The 21,913-nt window shown below is 72.7% G+C and carries 18 protein-coding genes and 1 pseudogene; 12 read left to right on the forward strand and 7 right to left on the reverse strand.

From position 1 onward, the window contains the following. The first annotated feature begins 9 nt into the window (after nucleotides 1-9). From ABZT18_RS22995 to ABZT18_RS23005, 3 genes are all read left to right on the forward strand, one after another. A complete protein-coding gene (locus tag ABZT18_RS22995; protein ID WP_354994927.1) occupies nucleotides 10-405 on the forward strand; it encodes a hypothetical protein in 396 nt (131 codons plus the stop codon). 89 nt (nucleotides 406-494) lie between these two features. Beyond that, nucleotides 495-1,538, forward strand: coding sequence for an anthranilate phosphoribosyltransferase (trpD, locus tag ABZT18_RS23000; protein ID WP_354994928.1), 1,044 nt, complete (start codon nucleotides 495-497; stop codon nucleotides 1,536-1,538). Between the two features lie 184 nt (nucleotides 1,539-1,722). After that, nucleotides 1,723-1,929 carry a hypothetical protein gene (locus ABZT18_RS23005; RefSeq protein ID WP_354994929.1) on the forward strand — a complete coding sequence of 69 codons (207 nt, stop codon included), beginning with the start codon at nucleotides 1,723-1,725 and terminating at the stop codon, nucleotides 1,927-1,929. Between the two features lie 232 nt (nucleotides 1,930-2,161). On the opposite strand, the gene ABZT18_RS23010 is transcribed toward ABZT18_RS23005, so the two are convergent. Then, complete coding sequence (locus tag ABZT18_RS23010; protein ID WP_354994930.1) at nucleotides 2,162-2,587, reverse strand: cytochrome c oxidase subunit 4; 426 nt, start codon at nucleotides 2,585-2,587, stop codon at nucleotides 2,162-2,164. Nucleotides 2,588-2,596: 9 nt separating this feature from the next. Beyond that, the gene (gene coxB / locus ABZT18_RS23015) at nucleotides 2,597-3,568 is read right to left on the reverse strand and encodes a cytochrome c oxidase subunit II (RefSeq protein WP_354994931.1); all 972 of its coding nucleotides are present in this window, start codon (nucleotides 3,566-3,568) and stop codon (nucleotides 2,597-2,599) included. A 290-nt stretch (nucleotides 3,569-3,858) separates the two neighbouring features. Here coxB and ABZT18_RS23020 point away from each other — a divergent pair, with 290 nt between their 5' ends. Both ABZT18_RS23020 and ABZT18_RS23025 read left to right on the forward strand, forming a co-directional pair. After that, nucleotides 3,859-5,010, forward strand: a complete 1,152-nt coding sequence (locus ABZT18_RS23020; RefSeq protein ID WP_354994932.1) for an aminotransferase class V-fold PLP-dependent enzyme — start codon at nucleotides 3,859-3,861, stop codon at nucleotides 5,008-5,010. After that, on the forward strand, nucleotides 5,007-5,240 hold the full coding sequence (locus ABZT18_RS23025) for a sulfurtransferase TusA family protein (protein WP_354994933.1): 234 nt from the start codon (nucleotides 5,007-5,009) through the stop codon (nucleotides 5,238-5,240). Before ABZT18_RS23020 ends, ABZT18_RS23025 begins: the two co-directional genes overlap by 4 nt. Before the next feature lie 128 nt (nucleotides 5,241-5,368). Here the strand turns inward: ABZT18_RS23025 and ABZT18_RS23030 are convergent, their stop codons facing one another. The 3 genes from ABZT18_RS23030 to ABZT18_RS23040 all read right to left on the reverse strand — a co-directional run bounded on the left by ABZT18_RS23030 (nucleotide 5,369) and on the right by ABZT18_RS23040 (nucleotide 8,214). After that, on the reverse strand, nucleotides 5,369-6,346 hold the full coding sequence (locus ABZT18_RS23030) for a carbohydrate kinase family protein (protein WP_354994934.1): 978 nt from the start codon (nucleotides 6,344-6,346) through the stop codon (nucleotides 5,369-5,371). Nucleotides 6,347-6,524: 178 nt separating this feature from the next. Further along, nucleotides 6,525-6,893, reverse strand: coding sequence for an iron-sulfur cluster insertion protein ErpA (erpA, locus tag ABZT18_RS23035; RefSeq protein WP_354994935.1), 369 nt, complete (start codon nucleotides 6,891-6,893; stop codon nucleotides 6,525-6,527). Between the two features lie 181 nt (nucleotides 6,894-7,074). Next, nucleotides 7,075-8,214 carry a glycerate kinase gene (locus tag ABZT18_RS23040; protein WP_354994984.1) on the reverse strand — a complete coding sequence of 380 codons (1,140 nt, stop codon included), beginning with the start codon at nucleotides 8,212-8,214 and terminating at the stop codon, nucleotides 7,075-7,077. A 68-nt stretch (nucleotides 8,215-8,282) separates the two neighbouring features. Between ABZT18_RS23040 and nadA the strand changes: the two genes are divergently transcribed. From nadA to ABZT18_RS23070, 6 genes are all read left to right on the forward strand, one after another. Continuing rightward, nucleotides 8,283-9,482: a quinolinate synthase NadA gene (gene nadA / locus ABZT18_RS23045; protein WP_354994936.1), complete on the forward strand. Its 1,200-nt coding sequence runs from the start codon at nucleotides 8,283-8,285 to the stop codon at nucleotides 9,480-9,482. 214 nt (nucleotides 9,483-9,696) lie between these two features. Continuing rightward, entirely contained in the window at nucleotides 9,697-11,052 is a 1,356-nt protein-coding gene (murA, locus tag ABZT18_RS23050) for a UDP-N-acetylglucosamine 1-carboxyvinyltransferase (RefSeq protein WP_354994937.1), read from the forward strand. Between the two features lie 188 nt (nucleotides 11,053-11,240). Next, complete coding sequence (locus ABZT18_RS23055) at nucleotides 11,241-11,834, forward strand: DUF3043 domain-containing protein (RefSeq protein WP_354994938.1); 594 nt, start codon at nucleotides 11,241-11,243, stop codon at nucleotides 11,832-11,834. Nucleotides 11,835-12,002: 168 nt separating this feature from the next. Next, on the forward strand, nucleotides 12,003-12,563 hold the full coding sequence (locus ABZT18_RS23060; protein ID WP_354994939.1) for an XRE family transcriptional regulator: 561 nt from the start codon (nucleotides 12,003-12,005) through the stop codon (nucleotides 12,561-12,563). A gap of 385 nt (nucleotides 12,564-12,948) precedes the next feature. Next, complete coding sequence (locus ABZT18_RS23065; protein WP_354994940.1) at nucleotides 12,949-17,829, forward strand: WG repeat-containing protein; 4,881 nt, start codon at nucleotides 12,949-12,951, stop codon at nucleotides 17,827-17,829. A 44-nt stretch (nucleotides 17,830-17,873) separates the two neighbouring features. Further along, a complete protein-coding gene (locus tag ABZT18_RS23070; RefSeq protein WP_354994941.1) occupies nucleotides 17,874-18,872 on the forward strand; it encodes an aldo/keto reductase family protein in 999 nt (332 codons plus the stop codon). 174 nt (nucleotides 18,873-19,046) lie between these two features. Here ABZT18_RS23070 and ABZT18_RS23075 read toward each other — a convergent pair whose 3' ends face one another. Continuing rightward, nucleotides 19,047-19,844: a site-2 protease family protein gene (locus tag ABZT18_RS23075; RefSeq protein WP_355252480.1), complete on the reverse strand. Its 798-nt coding sequence runs from the start codon at nucleotides 19,842-19,844 to the stop codon at nucleotides 19,047-19,049. Continuing rightward, nucleotides 19,844-20,044 (reverse strand): hypothetical protein, encoded by a 201-nt coding sequence (locus tag ABZT18_RS23080; protein WP_354994943.1) that lies wholly within the window; start codon nucleotides 20,042-20,044, stop codon nucleotides 19,844-19,846. The genes ABZT18_RS23075 and ABZT18_RS23080 overlap by 1 nt, the downstream gene beginning before the upstream one ends. Before the next feature lie 146 nt (nucleotides 20,045-20,190). Between ABZT18_RS23080 and ABZT18_RS23085 the strand changes: the two are divergent. After that, nucleotides 20,191-21,654 (forward strand): annotated as a pseudogene (locus ABZT18_RS23085) (protein kinase); the annotation flags it as partial. Nucleotides 21,655-21,913 lie beyond the last annotated feature (259 nt).

Raw genomic sequence — 21,913 nt, forward strand, 5'->3', positions numbered from 1 at the left:
AGTGCCGGAATGAGCGATCGTCTTTGCACCGTCCTGCTCTACAGCGACGACCCGCAGGTCCGTGATCGGATGCGGTTGGCCGTCGGCACCCGACCCGCGCCCGGGTTGCAGATCGAGTTCGTCGACGCGTCGACCTACGCCGAGACCATCCGGCTGGTCGACGACTACGAGATCGACCTGCTGCTGCTCGACGGTGAGGCCAGCCCGGGCGGCGGCATCGGCATCGCCCGGCAGGTCAAGGACGACCGGGACGACGCTCCCCCGACCTGCCTCGTGATCGCCCGCGCCGCCGACCGATGGCTCGCCGCGTACGCCGAGGTCGACGCGACGCTGGTGCACCCGCTCGACCCGGTGACCACCGGCGGCACGGTGGCCGAGCTGCTGCGGACGCACGCACCCGCCTGACGTCCCCAAGCTCTCCGGCACCGTCACGGCGCCGGATCAGTCGGCGCCCGTTCCAGCCCACCCGCATTTCGCACGCTCGGGAGGCCCCCATGGGCGATCGGACCTGGCCGCACCTGCTCAATTCGCTGCTGCGCGGCGAGGAGCTGTCCACCGCCGACACCGCCTGGGCGATGGGCGAGATCATGGCCGGCTCGGCGGGTGCCGCGCAGGTCGCCGGCTTCGCGGTGGCGCTGCGGGCCAAGGGTGAGACGTCGGCCGAGCTGGCTGGGCTGGTCGAGACGATGTTGAGCCGGGCGGTCCCGGTCGACCTCCCCGAGGAGCTGCGTTCCACCGCGCTGGACGTGGTGGGCACCGGCGGTGACCTCGCCCACACGGTCAACATCTCCACCATGGCCGCGTTGGTGGTGGCCGGCGCCGGCGTCCGGGTGGCCAAGCACGGCAACCGGGCTGCCTCGTCCTCCTGCGGCACGGCCGACCTGTTGGAGTTCCTCGGCGTCCCGCTCGACCTCGATCCGGATGCGATCGTCCGCTGCGTCACGGAGGCCGGCATCGGGTTCTGCTTCGCGGCCCGGTTCCACCCGGGGATGCGGCACACCGGCCCGGTTCGACGGGAGTTGGGCGTGCCCACCGTCTTCAACTTCCTCGGCCCGCTGACCAACCCGGCCCGACCCCGCGCTGGCGCCGTCGGCTGCTTCGACCCGCGGATGGCCCCGGTGATGGCCGATGTGTTCGCCGCCCGCGGTGACTCCGTCCTGGTGATGCGTGGCGAGGACGGGCTGGACGAGTTCACCACGGCCGCACCGACCCGGGTCTGGGCGGCCCAGGGCGGCACCGTACGCGAGGCTGTGCTGGACGCGGTGGACCTGGGGGTACCCAGGTCCACCCTCGCGGACCTGCGGGGCGGTGACGCCGCGTACAACGCGGGCGTGGCCCGTCGCCTGCTGGCCGGCGAGACTGGCCCGGTCCGGGACGCGGTGCTGGTCAACGCCGCCGCGGCGCTGGCCACCCAGGGCCCGCTCGACGGCGACCTCATCGAGGCGCTGCGTGCCGGCCTGGCTCGCGCGGCCGAGTCGATCGACTCCGGCGCGGCCGCCGCGACCCTCGACCGCTGGATCGAGACCGCCACCGCCTGACCCCCGCCGCTCAGCAGGCGTGGGTGGGCGCGACTCGGGGCCCTCGATGCTGTCCGGGGTCGACGGCGCGCGGGGATTTGTCGGACCCGCGTGGGAAACTACAGCCGAGTAGTTCTCCGTTTCCGTTGCGCGCTGCTGTCGCATCCGGAGGCGGTTCGCCTGGAGTGAGATGAAGGAGACGCCTGTGTCGCACCGCGAGCTCTACTGCGACGTCTGCGAGGGCGTAGCACCGTTCGAGGCGCCGCCCTGCGTCGACGGCCACGGCACCGACTGTCCCGAGCTGGTCTGCACCGGTTGCGGCGCCGCCGTGGTGATCGCCACGTTCGCCTTCCGCGTCACCCGGTTGGCCGACCGCCGACGCCGCCAGCCGAGCCGCCGCCACGCCGCCTGAGACCACCACCCGGGTCGTGCAGCGTCTCGGTCACCTCCAGATCGTCGACGTTGCGGCATCCCGCCGCGTTATCACCCCCCACCTCGCCGATGTGGAGTCGATCACCCGGCGCGAGCGCAGCGCCCCACACGTCCGAGCCCCACACGGACCGGGGCACGACGAAGGCCCGCTCCCCCAGTGGGGATGCGGGCCTTCGTGACGTAACGGTCGGTCGCGTCGGCGACCGGGTGGATCAGTGCTCGGCGGTACGTCGGGTGCCGCTGTAGTACTCGAACAGCAGCCCGCAGGCGGCGAAGATGACCGCCAGCAGACCGGCGCCGATCAGCCAGTACTGCCAGAACACCAAACCGAGCGCGGCGAGCGCGGCGGCCAGCGCCAGACCGAACGGCCAGTAGCTGCCCGGGCTGAAGAAGCCGACCTCACCGGCACCGTCGGCGATCTCGGCGTCCGGACGGTCCTCGGGGCGCAGGTCGATCCGGCGGGAGACGAACCAGAAGAAGCCGCCGCACATCGTGCAGAGCAGGAACGACAGCAGCAGGGCGACGGTGCCCACCCACTCGACGCCGCCCGACTCACCGTGCGTCCAGGCGCCGTAGAGGATGGTCGCACCGAGGAGGAACCCGGCGATGATCAGGAAGATACGCCACTCGGTCTTCATGCGGCTGCCTCAGCTTCCCGTGCCGGCCGGAGCGTCGTCCGGGTTGAAGTTGGACTGCGTCCGCCGGGTGTCGAACGGCCGCGTGGTCTCCGCGTACGGCTCCTGACCGATCTCACTCAGGGCGTCCTGGGTGGACTTGCCGCCCTGCTTGGCAGCCAGGAACTGGTCGTACTTCTCCGGTGAAACCACCCGCAGCTCGAAGTTCATGAACGCGTGGTAGCTGCCGCACAACTCGGCACAGCGCCCGACGTATGCGCCCTCGGCGTCGAGGCTGGAAACCTCGAACACGTTGCGGATCTTGCCCGGCATGACGTCCCGCTTGAACAGCAGCTCCGGCACCCAGAACGAGTGGATGACGTCGCGGCTGGTCTCCTCGAACCGGATGGACCGGTTGGTCGGCAGCACCAGCACCGGGATGACCTCGCTGGTGCCGAGCGTCGACGCGGTGGTGCGGGCGTCGGGGCCCTGGCCGTCGCGGTAGTTGAACTGCCAGTTCCACTTGAAGGCGACGACCTCGACCGTGACGTCCGGGTTCTTCGACAACTTGTCGACGTCGGTCTGCACGATCGCCGTGTAGTAGAAGAGCACGGAGACGATCAGGATCGGCGCGATGGTGTAGAGGAACTCCATCGGCATGTTGTAGCGGGTCTGCACCGGCAGCGCGTTGCCACGCTTGCGGTAGCGCACGACGCACCAGAAGATCAGGCCCCACACGAAGACGCCGACCGCGAGCGCGGCGACGCAGGAGGCGATCCACAGGTCGTACATCCGCCGGGACTCCGGCGAGATGCCGCCCTGCGGCCAGCCGAAGCCGTCAAACGTCTGACCAACATCACAGCCCGTGAGCAGGACCAGCAGCGCCACGCCACCGAGACCGAGCCCGGCCACCCGACCAGCACCACGCCCCCGGCGTCCACCGACCCCTGGGTAAGCGCTGTGCCGTACGGCCGACGGCCGTACCTCCGAACTCCTTGCGACCACCTGGTCCTGCCTCCCTAGCGCGCCGCGGTGCGTCTTTCCTCAGCACCGGCGGCAAAGGCGTCACCGACGGTCGCAGATTACTCGACCATGACGGACTCGACCGTGGTGGGGTCACTGTCCGCCCCCCATCGGGGGGATCCTAGGCATACCGCCGCGATAGCGTAGGGATCTGTGAGTGCGAGGAGTGAGCCGGGTCTGCGAGCCCCACAGCCGCGAACAAAAGGCAACCCTGTGAGTGCGAGGAGTGAGCCGGGTTTGCGAGCCCCACAGCCGCGAACAAAGGTGGCACCGTGAGCGCATCCCCGGTCTACCTGGACGCGGCGACCGCCGCGCCGATGCATCCGGTCGCCCGGCAGGCGCTGCTGGCCGCCCTCGACGACGGCTGGGCCGACCCGGGCAAGCTCTACGCCCAGGCCCGCCGGGCACGACAACTGCTCGACGCCGCCCGCGAGGCCACCGCGCTGACGCTCGGCGTCCGCGCCGACGAGGTGTCCTTCACCCCCAGCGGTACGACCGCAGCCCATGGCGCGGTGCTCGGAGGCCTCGCGGGGCGGCGCCGGATCGGGTCGACACTGGTGCACTCGGCGATCGAGCACTCGGCGGTGCTGCACACCGCGGAGCGGCACGTCGCGGCGGGCGGGGCCGCCACTGCGGTGCCGGTCGACCGGTTGGGCCGACTGGACCTGGCCGCGTGGTCGGCCGCCGTTCGGGCCCCCGGGGTCGCACTGGCCGCGCTGATCACCGCCAGTCACGAGGTGGGCACCGTGCAACCGGTCGCCGAGGCGGCTGCCACCTGCGCCGATATGGGGGTGCCGCTCTACGTGGACGCCGCGCAGTCGGTCGGCCGGGTGCCCCTGCCGGCCGGCTGGTCGGTGCTCACCGCCAGCGCTCACAAGTGGGGCGGCCCACCCGGGGTGGGAGTGCTGGCGGTCCGCAAGGGCACCCGCTGGGAGTCGCCCTGGCCGGCCGACGAGCGGGAGGGTGGGCGTACCCCCGGGGTGGTGAACCTGCCCGCGGTGGTGGCGGCGGCGGCGAGCCTGCGGGCGGCGGCGGCCGACGCTGCGGTCGAGGCGACCCGGTTGGGCCCGTTGGTGGACCGGATCCGGGCGCGGGTCGCGGCGGAGGTGCCCGATGTGGAGGTGGTCGGTGACCCGGTGCTCCGGCTCCCCCACCTGGTCACCTTCTCGTGCCTGTACGTCGACGGCGAGGCGCTGCTGCACGCACTGGACCGGCGGGGCTTCGCCGTGTCGTCCGGCTCGTCCTGCACCTCGTCCACGCTGCGCCCGTCGCACGTGCTGGAGGCGATGGGGGTGCTCTCGCACGGCAACGTGCGGGTCAGCCTGCACCGGGAGACGACCGAGGCGGACGTCGAGAGGTTCCTCACCGAGTTGCCCGGGATCGTCGCCGACCTGCGCGCCGAGGCCGGGGTGGTGGGGCTGTGACGATGCCGGACGAGGTGCTCGACTGCCGGGGCCAACGCTGCCCGCTGCCGGTGATCGCGGCGGCCCGACGAATGCCCCAGGTGCCGGTCGGCACGGTGGTCCGGGTGCTCGCCGACGATCCGGCCGCAGCGGTGGACATCCCCGCCTGGTGCCGGATGCGAGGCCAGGAGTTCGTAGCCGCCATCAAGGGCCCCGATGGCCCCGCCTACGACATCCGTCGCACCCACTGACCCCGTCAACCCCGCCGATCATGGAGTTGTGGTGGGGTACAAAAGCCGCGTACAGCGGCAATCAGGCCACCACTACTCCATGATCGGCGTATGGGGTTACGGGGTTACGGGGTTACGGGGTTACGGGGTTACGGGAGGAGGTGGGGGCGGATCTCGTCGGCTGCGGTGTCGCCGTAGGACTCCGCCAGGCGCTTGACGAACAGGTCGCGGCGGACGTCGTACTCCTGGGTCCCCACCGTCTCCAGGACCAGCGTGGCGAGCAGCGAGCCGACCTGGGCGGCCCGCTCCAGGCCCAGCCCCCAGGAGAGCGCCGTGAAGAAGCCGGCCCGGAAGCCGTCGCCCACCCCGGTCGGGTCGACCGCCCGGATCTCCCGCGCGATCGGTACGTGGATCGGGTCGATGCCACGCCCGGCGATCTCGACACCGTGCTTGCCCAGCGTGGTGACCCGCACCTTGACCAGGTCCAGCAGTTGGTCGTCGCTCAGCCCGGCCTTGCTCTGCAGCAGCGACTTCTCGTAGTCGTTGGTCATCAGGTACTCGGCGCCTTCGATCAGCGCCACCACGTCCTCGCCGCCCATCCGGGCGAGCTGCTGGGACGGGTCGGCGGCGAACGCGTACCCACGGGTGCGGCACTCGGCCGAGTGCCGCAGCATCGCCTCGGGGTCGTTGGCACCGACCAGCACCAGGTCCAGACCGCCGAGCCGGTCGGCGACCGGTGCGAGCTCGATGTTGCGCGCCTCGCTCATCGCACCGGCGTAGAACGACGCGATCTGGCACATGTCCGTGTCGGTGGTGCAGACGAACCGGGCGGTGTGCGCCACCTCGCTGATGTGCACCGAGTCGCAGTCCACGCCGTGGCGCTCCAGCCAGGAACGGTAGTCGGCGAAGTCCGCCCCCACCGCGCCGAGCAGCACCGGGCGCAGCCCGAGCTGACCCATGCCGAAGGAGATGTTCGCCGCCACGCCGCCGCGGCGGAGCACCAGGTCGTCCACCAGGAAGGAGAGGGACACCTTGTGCAGTTGATCGGCGATGAGCTGGTCGGCGAAGCGACCAGGAAAGCTCATCAGGTGATCGGTGGCGATCGAGCCGGTGACGGCGATCTTCATGTGAACCCTCGGGGTAGGGAGCAGAGCGCGGTCAGCCTACCGGCCCGGTAACTCGACGGTCACCGGTCGGTCGGACAACGGCAACCGACCCGCCAGGGCCACCCCGGAACCGCTCCCAGTGATACGACGACGGGGCCGTCCCGAAGGACGGCCCCGTCGTGCTGGTGTGTGGTGTGACTCAGTTGAACGAGTCACCGCAGGCGCAGGAGCTGCCCGCGTTGGGGTTGTCGATGGTGAAGCCCTGGGCGTCGATCCGGTCGGCGAAGTCGATCGTCGCGCCGGAAAGGTACGGGGCGCTCATGCGGTCGACGACGACCCCGACACCACCGAAATCGGTGACGACATCACCGTCGAGCGAACGCTCGTCGAAGAAGAGCTGGTACCGCAGGCCGGAGCAGCCGCCCGGCTGCACGGCGACGCGGAGCCGCAGGTCGTCGCGGCCCTCCTGCTCGATCAGGGCCTTGACCTTCTCCGCGGCGACGTCGGTGAGGACGACGGAAGTAGGGGCCTGGGCCTCGGTCGACTCGGTCTGCGCTGGCGTGGTCACGTGGAAGTCTCCCTGCGCGGTTTGGGTCCGGACGCACTGGCCAACGCCGCGCGCCGTCCAGTGATTCCCGGTTGTGGTCCTCTGCCGATCGTACGCCGCCCCGGCCGGGCTCACCCGCGTGCCGTGACCGCCGCCGCAGGTCGGCCCGGTCCCAAGCGGGTCGGCCGTGCGGCCGAAACGCTCAGCGGCTCCACTGCCGGGCCAGCCGGGCGCCCAGCTCACGTAGCCCTTCCGCGGGCCGGCTCAGCGCGGCGTCGAGCCCGCCGCGCTCCTCGCCACCGAAGTGCTCAACCAGGCTGTACGCGTCGGTCACCCCGGCCGAGGCGGCCTCCCGCCGGCCGGTGCTCACCTGCCCGGCAACCACCACGCAGGGAACTCCCCGGTCGCGGGCTGCGCCGGCCACCCCGGCGACCACCTTGCCGCGCAGCGACTGGTGGTCGAACGACCCCTCACCGGTGATCACCAGGTCGGCGGTGTCCAGGGCGGCGTCCAGTCGGGTGGCCCGGGTGACGAGGCCGATGCCCGACTCGCACCCGCCGCCCAGGGCGAGCAGCGCCGCGCCGATGCCACCGGCGGCACCGCCCCCGGGCAGCGTGCCGAGCCCCGCCGGGCAGCCGGGCAGATCCCGTTCCAGCACTGCCGCGAAGCGCTCCAGCGCGGCATCGAGCAGCAGCACGTCAGCGCGGTCGGCGCCCTTCTGCGGGCCGAACACGTTGCTCGCGCCGTGCAGGCCGAGCAGCGGGTTGTCCACGTCGGTGGCCGCGACCAGCCGGACGCCCCGCAGCCGGGGCGCGCCGTCGAGGGCGTCGACCAGGGCCAACGCCGCCCCGCCGTACGGCAGCGCGGCGCCCGTGGCATCGAGCGGGGTCACGCCCAGCGCGGCGAGCATTCCGGCTCCGGCGTCGTTGGTGCCGGAGCCGCCCAGCCCGATCACCACCGTCCGGGCACCGCTCTCCACCGCGGCGGCCACCAACAGGCCCAGCCCGTACGAGGTGGTGGTCTTCGGGTCGCGTTCGGTCGCGGAGAGCAGGTGCAGCCCGCACGCCTGGGCGCTCTCCAGATAGGCGGTCGCCCCGTCGGCGGTGAGCAGGATCTCACCGGCCGCCGGCCGGCCCAGCGGGTCGACCGTCGACACCGGCACCAGCCGGCCGCCAAGGGCCTCGGCGAGCACCTCCACGAAACCCGGCCCGCCGTCGGCGAGCGGCCGGATCAGCAGGTCGTCCTCGTCGGTGACGGTGCGCCAGCCGGCGGCCACCGCGGCGGCCACCTCCGGAGCGGGCAGGGTGCCGGCGAACTTGTCCGGGCAGAGCAGCACGCGCATGCCGAGCAGTGTGGCAGCCCACACCGAGCGAAGCTGCGTCGCGCTCGCGTTGTGGGACCATGGGCTACGTGACTTCGACCTGGGTGGAACCCTCGAACACGGCTACCGCTCTGCTGCTGCTCGGTCGGGGCAGCGACCCCGACACCGAGCGCGGCGTCGAGTGTCCGGGCGACCTGCCGGCGCCCAGCGATCCGGATCTGGTGGCCCGCGCCACGGCCGCGAAGGCGAAGCTGGGGAGCAAGGTCTTCGTGTTGGGGCACCACTACCAGCGCGACGAGGTGATCCAGTTCGCCGACGTGACCGGCGACTCCTTCAAGCTGGCCCGGGAGGCCGCGGCGCGTCCAGACGCGGAGTACATCGTCTTCTGCGGTGTGCACTTCATGGCCGAGAGCGCCGACATCCTCACCACCGACGCCCAGCGGGTGATCCTGCCCGATCTCGCGGCGGGCTGTTCGATGGCGGACATGGCGGTCCTGGGCCAGGTCGAGGCCGCGTGGGACACGCTGACCGAGCTGGGTATCGCCGGCGAGACCGTGCCGGTGACGTACATGAACTCCTCGGCCGACATCAAGGGCTTCGTGGGCCGCAACGGTGGCGTGGTCTGCACCTCCTCCAACGCCAAGCGCGCCCTGGACTGGGCCTTCGAGCAGGGCTCGAAGGTGTTCTTCCTGCCCGATCAGCACCTGGGCCGCAACACGGCGGTGCTGGAGATGGGCCTGTCGCTGGACGACTGCGTGCTCTACGACCCGCACAAGCCCGGTGGCGGGCTCACGCCGGAGCAGTTGCGCGACGCCAAGATGATCCTCTGGCGGGGGCACTGCTCGGTGCACGGCCGGTTCACGCTGGACAGCGTCAACGACGTACGGGAGCGGGTGCCCGGGGTCAACGTGCTGGTCCACCCGGAGTGCCGGCACGAGGTGGTCACCGCCGCCGATTACGTCGGCTCGACCGAGTACATCATCAAGGCCGTCGAGGCGGCTCCGGCCGGCTCGGCGTGGGCTCTGGGCACCGAGCTGAACCTGGTTCGCCGGCTGGCGGTGGCACACCCGGACAAGCAGGTCATGTTCCTGGACAAGGCCGTCTGCTACTGCTCGACGATGAACCGCATCGATCTGCCGCACCTGGTCTGGGTTCTTGAGGAGCTGGTCGCGGGCCGGGTGGCCAACCAGATCACGGTGGATGTCGACACCGCGCACCACGCCCGGGTCGCGCTGGACCAGATGCTCGCCCTGCCCGGCGCGGACACTCCACCACCGGCGGCGCCCTGATCACGATCCGTAGCGCTCTTGGTACGCAAAAGTGCCGGATCACCGATTAATGCCACACACGCCGATGTGACCGAGTCCTTTTTCGTCACCGAGGGCTATGCTGCCGGAGCGACGACACACGCGGGCCGTTTCGATATGGCCGCATCCGGGGTAGCGACAACGTTCACGGCTCCCCACCAATCAACACGGCAGCACCGACGCGCTGGAGGTTGCGTTGACCGACGACGTCCTGGTTGTGCACGGAGGCACTCCGCTCGAAGGGCGGATCCGCGTGCGCGGCGCGAAGAACCTGGTTTCGAAGGCGATGGTCGCCGCACTGCTCGGCGACAGCCCGAGCCGACTGTTCGACGTGCCGAAGATCCGCGACGTCGAGGTGGTCCGGGGTCTGCTCGGCCTGCACGGCGTCAAGGTGACCGACGGCGCCGAGGACGGCGAGCTCGTCTTCGATCCCGCGAACGTCGAGAGCGCCAGCACCGACCAGATCAACGTGCACGCCGGCTCCAGCCGGATCCCGATCCTGTTCTGCGGCCCTCTGCTGCACCGGCTCGGGCACGCGTTCATCCCGGATCTCGGCGGCTGCCACATCGGCCCCCGCCCGATCGACTTCCACCTGCAGGCGCTGCGCGAGTTCGGCGCCACGGTCGAGAAGCGGCCCGAGGGGCTGCACCTGTCCGCGCCGAACGGGCTGCACGGGACGAAGTTCGCCCTGCCGTACCCGAGCGTCGGCGCCACCGAGCAGGTGCTGCTGACCGCGGTGATGGCCGAGGGCGTCACCGAGCTGCGCAACGCCGCGGTGGAGCCGGAGATCATCGACCTGATCTGCATCCTGCAGAAGATGGGCGCGATCATCAAGGTCCACACCGACCGGGTGATCGAGATTCAGGGCGTGCCGAAGCTGCACGGCTACACCCACCGGCCCATCCCGGACCGGATCGAGGCGGCGAGCTGGGCGGCTGCCGCCCTGGCCACCCGTGGTGACGTCGAGGTGCTCGGCGCACAGCAGGCCGACATGATGACCTTCCTGAACGTCTTCCGCTCGGTCGGCGGCGAGTACGAGGTCACCGACGCCCGGCCGCCGAAGCTGGGCGACCTCGGCCAGGAGGGTGGCATCCGGTTCTGGCACCCGGGCGGCGAGCTGAACGCCGTGGCGCTGGAAACCGACGTACACCCCGGCTTCATGACCGACTGGCAGCAGCCGCTGGTCGTGGCGCTCACCCAGGCCCGTGGCCTGTCGATCGTCCACGAGACGGTCTACGAGCAGCGGCTGGGCTACACCGAGGCGCTGAACTCGATGGGCGCGAACATCCAGGTCTACCGGGACTGCCTCGGCGGCACCCCGTGCCGCTTCGGCCGGCGCAACTTCAAGCACTCGGCGGTCATCGCCGGGCCGAGCAAGCTGCACGCCGCCGACCTCGTCATCCCGGACCTGCGGGCCGGGTTCAGCCACCTGATCGCGGCGCTCGCGGCCGAGGGCACCTCCCGGGTGTACGGCGTCGACCTGATCAACCGGGGCTACGAGGACTTCGAGGCGAAGCTCGCCGACCTGGGCGCGCACACCGAGCGTCCGTAACCTCGACCACCTCTCGTTCGCTGCGACAACTCCAGCTCGGCTGGCGGCCACATAATTCGGCCTCCGCGCCTCAGGCGGTGCTCCGGACCGAATGAAGGCCGGCCTGACGCCGCGCTGCGATCTGAAGCCGTTCGGGCCCGGTGCACCGCGATGTGCACCGGGCGCGGACCGTTGGCTACCCTTGCCGGGTGCCGTCGCTCTTTCGCCGCAAGTCCACCGACCTCGTCGACGAGGCCGTCACCTCGGTGACCCCCGAGGACGCCGCTGAGCGTTCCCGGGGCTATACCCCGGCCAAGGGTCGGGAGACGCCGAAGCGGCCGACCGCCGGCCGCCGCCCGGCCGGCCCCACCCGCCCCCTCACCAAGGAGGAGGAGCGGGAGCGTCGCCGCCAACTGCGCGCCGAGTCCGCGTCGGAGTTCCGCCGCGAGGGTGGCCCCCGCGACCGTGGCCCGGAGCGGCTACTGGCCCGCAACGTGGTCGACTCCCGGCGTACCGTCGGCACCTGGTTCTTCGGCGGCGCGCTGATCGTGCTGATCGGGTCGAACGCGGCCATGCCTCCGCTGGTCCGGTTGATCTCCAACGTGCTCTGGGGCGCGTTGGCGCTGGGCGTCGTCATCGACTCGGTGCTGATCTGCCGCAAGATCAGCAAGCTGGTCCGGGAGCGCTTCCCGAAGACCGGTCAGCGGATGGGCTCGCTCTACCTCTACGCGGTCATGCGCTCGATCACCTTCCGGCGGATGCGCGCTCCGGCCCCTCAGGTCAAGCTCGGCGACAAGGTCTGACCCGGCAGGCCAGGCCGGCACGCACGGCCGTCATGGCCGCTCCGAGGGCAAGCACGTCGCGAATCATCCGGACGTCGGGCTGTTCGTTGTACCGTACGCATGGGTCGTCTTGCTGAACAGGCTGTCGCTGTTCGTCAACCCGAACGTTGATCCCATGGGAGCGAACGCATGCCTCCGGAACCGGCTGCCCCGCTGGTCACCATCGCCGCCGCCCTGCGCCGGGAGCGGGAACGGGTCGGGATCTCGCTGACCGAGCTCGCCCGCCGGGCCGGGGTGGCCAAGTCCACCCTCTCCCAACTGGAGTCGGGCACCGGCAACCCGAGCGTGGAGACGCTCTGGGCGCTGGGCGTCGCACTCGGCGTGCCGCTCAGCCGGCTGGTGGAGCCGACCGACGAGGGCGTACGGGTGATCCGGGCAGGTGACGGGCCTCGGGTCCGCTCCGAGCAGGCCGACTTCACCGGCACACTGCTCAGCGCTGGCCCTGCACATCTGCGCCGGGACGTCTACCTGATCGAGTTGGAGCCGGGCGCGGTCCGAGCCGCGGACGGGCACACCTCCCGCAGCGTCGAGCACGTGGTGGTCGCCGCCGGCCGACTGCGGGTGGGCCCTGAGACGGCTCCGGTCGAACTCGGCCCCGGTGACTACGCCACGTTCCCCGGTGACGCCCCGCACCGCTACGAGGCGCTCGCTCCGGGTACGTTCGCCGTCCTCATCATGGAGCATCCCTGACCGAGGGCGGCGGTTCCGCCCGGACCGGGCAGTCTTCGGGGTGCGATATGTCGGACACCAGATTCGGTTATAGGACTAAATGTCCGAAACCAATGGGATAACGTTTGCGCCCATGGGCAGCGCCACAGTGGCGGTGAGCGAGCCCACGCCGTTACCCTCCATCCGCAGCCACGCCCTGCCGGAGCGGGCGACCTGACCGGCACGCGAGGCCCCAGCGCGACAATTTGCAACGAGGTGACAACGCCGTGAGCGAGCGGACGCGAGCCGGCCACTGGGGCGTGGCAGGCGGCGACCGGACGCCCGGCGGTCACTCGGTTGCGGTCGCGGAAAGCTCACCTCCGGCGGGGATCGGCCGAGCGGTCGGGTGTGGCGACGGGCTCGGCGGATGAGCGGCCGCTACACCGACCGGTGGTCCGACCCGAACGAGCCGTCCTGGGTGGTCGAACCGACCACCGAATGGCACGCCCAGTTCCCCGGCCAGCGCTACCCCGGCGACATCGGCATGCCCCACCAGCCGCCACCGCGCGGCCGGGCGACGGTGACCGGCCGAGCCGAGGTGCCCCCGCTCGCGCCCACCCGCCCGGACGGCACGTACCTCGGCCGGTCCTGGGCCGACGAACCGCCGGCAGAGCCGGCACCCCACAGCCGGTCCTGGGTGGACGACGAGCCGGGAGAGACACCAACCTACGGTCGGTCCCGCAGCGAGGAGCGTTCGGCCGACGCGTCCGCCTACGGCCGGCCCGAGAGTGCGGACTCCCGCAGCTACGACCATGAGCCGTACCGCCGGCCCCTACCCGAACCGCCCCGGCGCGACGATCGCCGCTCCCCCGAGTCGGACCGGCGTACCGCCTGGTCCGACCGACGCCCCGCCGACGAGCGGGGACCGGCGCGGGAGGCCGCCTGGCACCGGGACCAACCCGCCTCCGAGCGGTACGACAGCCGCCGCTCGCGGCAGGAGCCGACCGAGCGGGACCGGGGTTACCCGGGCACCCCACCGGTCTCCCCCGCGCCCTCCTCCCCCGCGCCCCGGTCCGACTCCGGCTGGGTGCCGGAGCCGGACGAGGCGCCGCGTCGGCGCGGCTCGCAGGAGCGACCGGCCGCTGGATACGAGCGGCACCCCGGCGACGGTTACGGCGGACGGCCCACCCGGGACCACGACGGTCGAACGGCCGACGACCGGGCCCCCGACGGGGCCGACCAGTGGGCGCCCGTGGACGGCCGCGCGCGGTACCGCGCCGACGGATACCCGGACCGGACCGCCGACGACGTCCGTCGCCCGGAGCGGCGCTACCGCGCGGACGAGGGAGTCGGCGCGGCACAGTCGCCCAACGATGGACGACGGCGCCGGCCCGAGCCGGAGATGCCGGATCAGCCCCGCCGCGACGACGATCGGCGTCGACCCGACACCGACCCGCACTGGCAGCAGCCCCGTGAGGCGGCGGCCCGTGCCGAGGCGTACCCGGACCGGCGTACCCGCGAGGAGGCCCAACCCGACGGATACCGCCAGGACGGGCACCGCGAGAACGGACAGCGCGACAACGGGCACCGCGAGGACGGATACCGCGCGCCTCGGCCGCAGCCGGGCCAGCGCCCGGACGGCGGCCTGCCCTGGCCGCCACCGGGTCCGGTGCGCCCGGACCGCACCCGGGAGCCGGGCCATCGCACCGCCGACCCACACCGCACCGCGGACCCACATCGCACCGCCGAGCCACACCGCACCGCCGAGCCACATCGCACCGCAGACCCACGCCGCAGCGCCGAGCCGGACATGCCGTCGCGGCCGGCCGCCCGGCCCGAGCGGCCGGCGGCCACCCCGTCCCGCTACGAAGAGCGGCCGGCGGCCACCCCGTCGCGGTACGACGAACGACCGGTACGCCCAGCAGCGACAGCTCCGCCGACGCCGGCCACGTCAGGCCGGGCCGCGCCAGTCCCACCGGTCGCCCCGGAGCGACCGGTGTCGCCTGCACCCGTCTCCCCCGCCGCACCCGGCCGGGACCGGCCGGTGTCCGCCGCCCCGGTTTCCCCGGCGACGGACGTGCCCGTCTCGGGTCCACCAGCCGCACGGCTGCGGCTGGAGTACCTGCCCGCGCCGGTGGACCCGCCGATCTCCGACGATCGGTCGGATGCCCCGCTGTCGCCTGAGCGCCGGACGCCGATCGAACCGGCACCGGCTGCCGGGGCGCACCCCACCCCACCGCCGCGTTACCCCGGCCCGGACACCGGAGACCGTCCGGTGGACCAGCAGCGCGGCGGGGAACCGCACGCGGACCGCCATCGGACCGGCGACCCGCTGGGCAGCACCGCGCCGACCGACCGCCGCCCGCCCTCGCCGGACCGTCCCCACTCGTCGGAGCGGCCGCCCTCGCCGGACCGTCCCCACTCGCCGGAGCGGTCGACTCCGACAGAGCGGCCCCCCTCGCCGGAGCGGTCCCACTCGCCAGACCGACCCCTCTCGGCGGAGCGGTCGACTCCGACGGCGGACGCACGCCCGCCGGTCACGCCGCCTCCCGCCTGGCAGGTCCCGGCCCCACCGGCTACGCGGGCCGCCCCGACTCCCACGACCCAGCAGCCTCCGGTGGAGAACGCCGAACTGGCACTCCCGCTGGCGCCTGGCACACCGCGTCGCTACGTACCTCCGCCGCCCTCGGAGGGGCCGGTGGCTCCCTCTCGCGAGCCAGACGCGGTTCCTGTCACCCGCGGGCCGGACGCGTGGTTCAGCCCCGCTCAGCCGGTCGAGTCCGACCAGAGCGAGCCGGCGTCGGACCGGCAGTCGTCCGACTCGGCCGACGGTGGGTCGACGGCCAGCGACCCGTACCTCACCACCGCACCGGCCATAGCGGACCGGGCCCCCTCGACACCGACCGCCGACGTCCGCCGCGACGTGACCGACGAGCACTCGGACGGATGGACACCTACCGACTCCCCCGAGCCGGTCTCCGCACCGCCCGCACGCCCGGTCTCCGGCGCCCCCCGTACCTGGGCGGACGACCTGGTCGACGATGCACAGCCAGCAGCTCCCGAGCCGGCATCGGTGGAGCGTGACCGGCCCGTCTCCGGCGCACCTGGCACCGCGATGCGGCACCACCAGACCGAAGCCGCCGCCGACGCCGAGGCCGAGCAGCAGCCAGTCACCGCTCGGACCATTGGTGACATCGATCCGGTCAAGCACGACCCGACGGGCGAGGCCGCGCCGCACGACCGATCGTCGGACGCTGCGGACGGTCGGAGCACCGCCGCCCCGATGGCTGGTTCGCGAGCCGACGACTGGTCGGTCGCCGCCGCGCTACCAGCCCTGCCCGTAACGTCCGACGACGCGGACCCTCCCGTTTCGGCAATGCCCGTTTCGGCAATGCCCTTCTCGGCCCGGCCGGTCTCTGCTCCCCCCGCGCCGCCGGTCTCGGCACCGCCCGTGGCACCCATCTCCGCGCCGCCAGCGCCCGCGCCGCCGGCCTCCGCACCACCCGTGTCCGCACCACCCGTGTCCGCACCACCCGTGGCAGCAGCACCCGCGGCAGCAGCGCCCGCGGCAGCAGCGCCCGCGTCGGCAATGCCCGTGTCAGCACCGCCCGCCTCGGCACCGCCCGCCGTGGCACCGCCCGCCTTGGCACCGCCCGCCTCGGCACCGCCCGCCTCGGCACCGCCCGCCTTGGCAATGCCCGAGTCCACACCACCCGCGTCGGCAGCGCCCGAGTCCACACCACCCATCTCCGCGCCGCCCGCGCCGGCCCCACCGATCGCCCCAGCGCCCGTCTCCGCACCACCGACCTCCCCAGCACCCGCGTCGACAGCCCCCGTGTCCGCGCCGCCCTCGTCGACCCCGCCCGCGTCCGCGCCGCCCGCCTCAGCCGTTCCCAGCCCGAGGACCAGCTCGGACGGGGAGAGCATGCCGGTCTCGGCACCACCCGGCGACGCACCACCCAGCGACGCACCACCCAGCGGCGCACCGCCGGCGGCGACCCGTCCGTCGCTGGCCGACGAGGGCGATCCGGAGCAGGTGCTGGCGGCGTACCGCTGGCGGTTGGACCCGGTCACCCTGCGCGAGGAACTGACGGAGCCGGACAACCTGCGGGCCATCCGGCGGCGGCTGACCGCGAAGTTGGGCTCGGCCACCGACAACCGCGCCCGGGCCCGGTTGCTCAGCCTGCGGGCGGTGGCCTCGCGGATCCTCGGCGACCTGGACGACGCGCTGGCCGACGGTCGGCTCGCCCTCACCTACGCCGAGGCCACCGGCGAGCTGCGCCGGACGGCGCTGGCCCAGGCCCGGCTCGCCCACGTCCTGCGCTGGCGCGGCGACTTCGCCGAGGCTGACCAACTCTTCGCCCAGGCCAACTCGGTCGAGCTGCCCGACCGGTTGCGAGCCGCACTGCACGAGCACGCCGGGCGGTCGTGTTACGACCAGGATCGGCTGATGGAGGCGTGCCAGCACTTCGAGAAGGCGCTCGACCTACGGGGTGCCGGTGACGCCGAACTGCTGGACCGGATCCGGGTGGCCCTCGACGCCGTCACCGCCCGGGCCACGGCGGGCGGCTTCGGGCCGTACCCCCGGGGTCGGGACCAGGTGCTCGACCGGGACCGGCCCCCGCTGCCGGACCGGGACGGGCCGCTGTGGGGCTACACCGGCCAGGACGGCGACCTGGTCATCCCCGCCCGGTACGCCGAGGCTCAGCCGTTCCACGACGGGTTGGCCTGGGTCCGCCGGCCGGACACCGACCGGTGGTCGCTGATCAACCCGCTCGGTACGACGGTGATCCCGCCGTCCTACCGGACAGCGCGCCCGTTCAGCGACGGCCTGGCATGGGTGGTCGGCGAGGGCGGTTGGACGGCGATCGACGCGACCGGCGAGGTGCAGGTCGCGCCCAACTTCGCCGAGGTACGACCGTTCCGCCGTGGGCTGGCCGCGGTTCGGCGCGAGGGATGGGGGGCGGTCGACCGGACCGGCCGGATCGTCGTACCCACCCGCTACCACGGGTTCGTCACCGAGTTGGCCGATGGCCAGCAGGTCGACGGTTTCACCGACGAGGGGCTCGCCGTGGTCGACGTGGCCGGGCGACGTGGTGTGGTGGACCGCACCGGCGCGGTGCTCGTCCCGCCGACACATCCGATGCTGGTCATCCACCCGGTGGCGTTCCTGGTCGGCAATGGCACCGGCCGGTGGGGTGCGCTGGACCGGGGCGGCGAGCCGCTGATCGACCCGGTGCACCGTGATCGCGCCGAGGTGCTGGCGGAGATCGACCGGCTGCTCACGGACGCGAACCCGGTGCTCTGAGCGGCCGGTCAGCGCTGTTAATCCGCCGGGGCTAGGGTCGGTACATGGAATTCCGACACCTGGGCCGTTCCGGCCTGATGGTCAGCGAGATCTCGTACGGCAACTGGATCACCCACGGTTCGCAGGTCGAGGAGGACGCCGCGTTCGCCTGCGTGCGGGCCGCCCTCGACGCGGGGATCACCACCTTCGACACCGCCGACGTGTACGCCGGCACCCGGGCCGAGGACGTGCTCGGCCGGGCGTTGCAGAACGAGCGCCGCGAAGGGCTGGAGATCTTCACCAAGGTCTACTGGCCGACCGGGCCGGGCCGTAACGACCGTGGTCTGTCCCGCAAGCACATCATGGAGTCGATCAACGGCTCGCTGCGCCGGCTGCGCACCGACTACGTGGACCTCTACCAGGCCCACCGCTACGACAACAGCACCCCGCTGGAAGAGACGATGGAGGCGTTCGCCGACGTCGTCCACTCCGGGAAGGCGCACTACATCGGCGTCTCCGAGTGGACGGCCGCGCAGCTGCGCGCCGCCCACCCCCTCGCCCGGGAGCTGCACATCCCGCTGGTCTCCAACCAGCCCCAGTATTCGATGCTCTGGCGGGTCATCGAGACCGAGGTCGTGCCGGCCAGCGAGGAGCTGGGCATCGGGCAGATCGTCTGGTCGCCGATGGCGCAGGGCGTGCTCTCCGGCAAGTACCTGCCGGGGCAGCCGCCGCCGGCCGGTTCCCGCGCCACCGACGAGAAGTCGGGTGCGGGCTTCATCTCCCGGTTCATGACCGACGACGTGCTCACCCGGGTCCAGCAGCTCAAGCCCCTCGCCGAGCAGGCCGGGCTCAGCATGGCCCAACTCGCCGTGGCGTGGGTGTTGCAGAACCCGAACGTCTCGTCGGCGATCATCGGCGCATCCCGCCCCGAGCAGGTGCACGACAACGTGAAGGCGGCCGGGGTGAAGCTCGACGCCGAGCTGCTCAAGGCGATCGACGAGATCGTCGAGCCGGTCACGGAGCGGGACGCGGCAAAGACCGAGTCCCCGGCCCAACGCCCGTAAGGCCCACCCCCGCCCCGCCCCGCCCCGCGCCCCCGCGCGCGCCGCGCCCCCCGGCCGCGTTGATCTAGGGCATATCACTGCTGACGGAGATCAACACGCAGCGATATGCCCTAGATCGACGGGGACAAGGGGCGAGGGCGGGGACAAGGGGCGGGGGCAGGGGCAGGGGGCGGGTTAGCTTTGCCAGAAGCGGATTAGGTCTAGGCCTGTCGCGTAGAGCCACGACGGCAGGCCGAGCAGATCACCGACCGCGAAGACCGCGTCGAAGAACCAGCCGCCGATGCGCGGGTTCCACAGCAGCGCGAACAGCAGAATGAAACCGTACGGGGCGAACAGGTCGTACATCTTGCGCCACTGCGGGTTGAGCCACGGCTGGATCATGTTGCCGCCGTCCAGCCCGGGCACCGGCAGCAGGTTCAGCACACTGGCGGTGAGCTGCAGGAAGGCGAGCAGCGCCACCCCGGCCCAGAACTCCACCGGGCCACCCGACTGGGTGCCGATCCGCACCACCGCCACCAGCACCAGCGTGAACAACACGTTGGTGGCCGGGCCGGCGAGGCTGACCAGGGTGTGCCGCAGTCGACCCGGGATGGCGTGCCGGTCCACCCAGACCGCTCCGCCGGGCAGGCCGATGCCGCCGAGCAGCACCACCACCACCGGCAGCACGATCGACAGCAACGGGTGGGTGTACTTCAACGGGTTGAGCGTCAGGTAGCCGCGGTGGGCGATGTCCCGGTCGCCGGCCCGGTAGGCCACCACCGCGTGGGCGTACTCGTGCAGGCAGAGCGACACCAGCCAGCCGGACACCACGAAGAGGAACACGTTGAACCGGACGCTGCCGTAACTGTTCCAGGCCAGCACCCCGCTTGCCGCGAAGAGGGCGACCAGGCCGAGGAAGACCGGGCTGGGCCGAAACGCCGCCCTGGGTACGCCGAGGACCAGCCCGTCGGCGCCCGGCCGGTCGTAGGCCATCACTCGGCCGTTGGCAGCAGGCTCATCCGGTACTCCACGCGGTCGTCCTCCAGGAGCGCGACCGAGGTGACGCCGGACGCCGCGAGCTCCCGCCAGCTCTGGCCGATCCAGGATTCGGCGTCGGCCTGGCTGCTGAACGACTCCGCCGGTCCCTCGATCGTCTGGCCATCCGTGCCCTCGTACCGCCAGCTCCACGCCATGCCGCGTCTCCCCTCGCCGCTGAAGTCCCCGTGGGACGAACCCTCGCCAGCGTAGTCGGCCCGGCGCGCAACGGCCGCTCGCTCACCCTCGGCCGCGACCCACGGGTTGATCAATCTTCGTCGGCACCGGCCGGTACGGTGGCCCGGTGCTGACACGGGGAGTGCTGCTCGGCGACCGGTACCGGCTGGGCGAGAGGGTGGCGACGGGCGGGATGGGCGCGGTCTGGCGCGGCACGGACGTGCTGCTGGAACGCGAGGTGGCGGTGAAGGTGCTGCTGCCCTCGCTGGTCGCCGACCCCGAGTTCACCGCGCGGTTCCGGGCCGAGGCGCGGATGCTGGCCGCGCTGCGGCATCCCGGCGTGGTCGCGGTGCACGACGTCGGGCAGGCCGAGCTCGCCGACGGCAGCCGGGTCGACTACCTGGTGATGGAGTACGTCGAGGGCGAGCCGTTGTCCGCCCGGGTGCGCGCGGCGGGGCGGTTGGACCCGGCCACCACCATGTCGGTGTTGGCTCAGGCCGCGGACGCGCTGCACACCGCCCACCTCGCCGGCATCGTGCACCGGGACGTGAAGCCGGGCAACCTGCTGGTCAAAGCCGACGACAGGGTGGTGCTGGTCGACTTCGGCATCGCCCGGTCCCGCAGCATGGCCGGGCTCACCGCCGCGAACATGGTGCTCGGCACCGCCTCGTACATGTCCCCCGAGCAGGCCACCGGGCAGCCGGTCTCGGCCGCCACCGACATCTACGCGCTCGGCGCGGTGGCGTACTTCTGCCTCGCCGGGCAGCCGCCCTTCCACGGCGACAACCCCCTCGCGGTGGCGCTGCGCCACGCTCAGGAGGAGCCGGCGCCCCTGCCGCCGGACACCCCACCGGCGGTCGCCGCCCTGGTTGCCCGCGCGCTGGCCAAGCGTCCGGCGGACCGGTTCGGCAGCGCCGCTGAGTTGGCCGCTGCGGCCGCCGATGCCCGTGACGCGACCCTGGCCAGCATCCCGGTCGCCGCCCGCCCACCGTGGGCGGTGGCCGCACCCACCCCCGGGACGCCGCCCTCGGCCCTTCCGGCCACCCCGGCCGCTACGCCGCCCGTTCCGATCCCCGCGCCGCCGGCCGCATCGACGCCCGCAGCCGGGCCGAGGCCGGCCGGGCAGCCCGCGCAGATCGGGGCCGCCGCCGTGCGCGCGCCGGCGGGCTTCGCGGCCTCGTCGATGACGGAGCCGGGGTCGACCCGAGAGGACCCGTTGCAGACCGGATCGGCCCGGCGGCGACGCGGGCCACTGCTGGTCGGTGTCGGTGTGGTCGTCCTCGTCGCGCTGGTCGCCGGGGCCGTGGCGGCACTGCAGCCCGACGGGGAGCCTGGCGGTACGGACCGTCCGCCGGCACTGGCCGGCGAGTCGGCGTCGGCTGCGGACGTCCCGCCGCCGGTCGGGGACGCGGCCACCGGAGGGCCCCAGCCCAGCGGTACGCCGGTCGCCAGCCGCACCCCGTCTGCCGCGCCCACCGGCACTGGCGTCCAGCCCGGCGCGCCGGTCAGCGGTGACCCGGTCCCCCGCACCACGGCACCCGGGAGCACGCCGACAGGGCCGGCCAGCAGCCGACCGACGCCCACCGGCAGCGCGGCCGGCCGGCCCAATCCGTACACGGCGGCGGAGGCGTGCGGCAGCGGCTACCAGATGATCGACTCGGCGACGCTGACCGGCGGTGACGGCCACCGCAGGGGCCGGGTCTTCCTGATGTACCACTCGGGCACCGGCAACAACTGCGTGGTAACCCTCAAGGACACCGCGGTGGGCACGAAATCGGCGGCGTCGGCCTACCTGGAGGTGCAGGGGCGCGCTCGCAGCACCGACAAGGGGTCTTTCGACTACTACGCCG

This window comes from Micromonospora sp. NPDC005291, assembly GCF_040607415.1.
Classification (GTDB): domain Bacteria; phylum Actinomycetota; class Actinomycetes; order Mycobacteriales; family Micromonosporaceae; genus Micromonospora.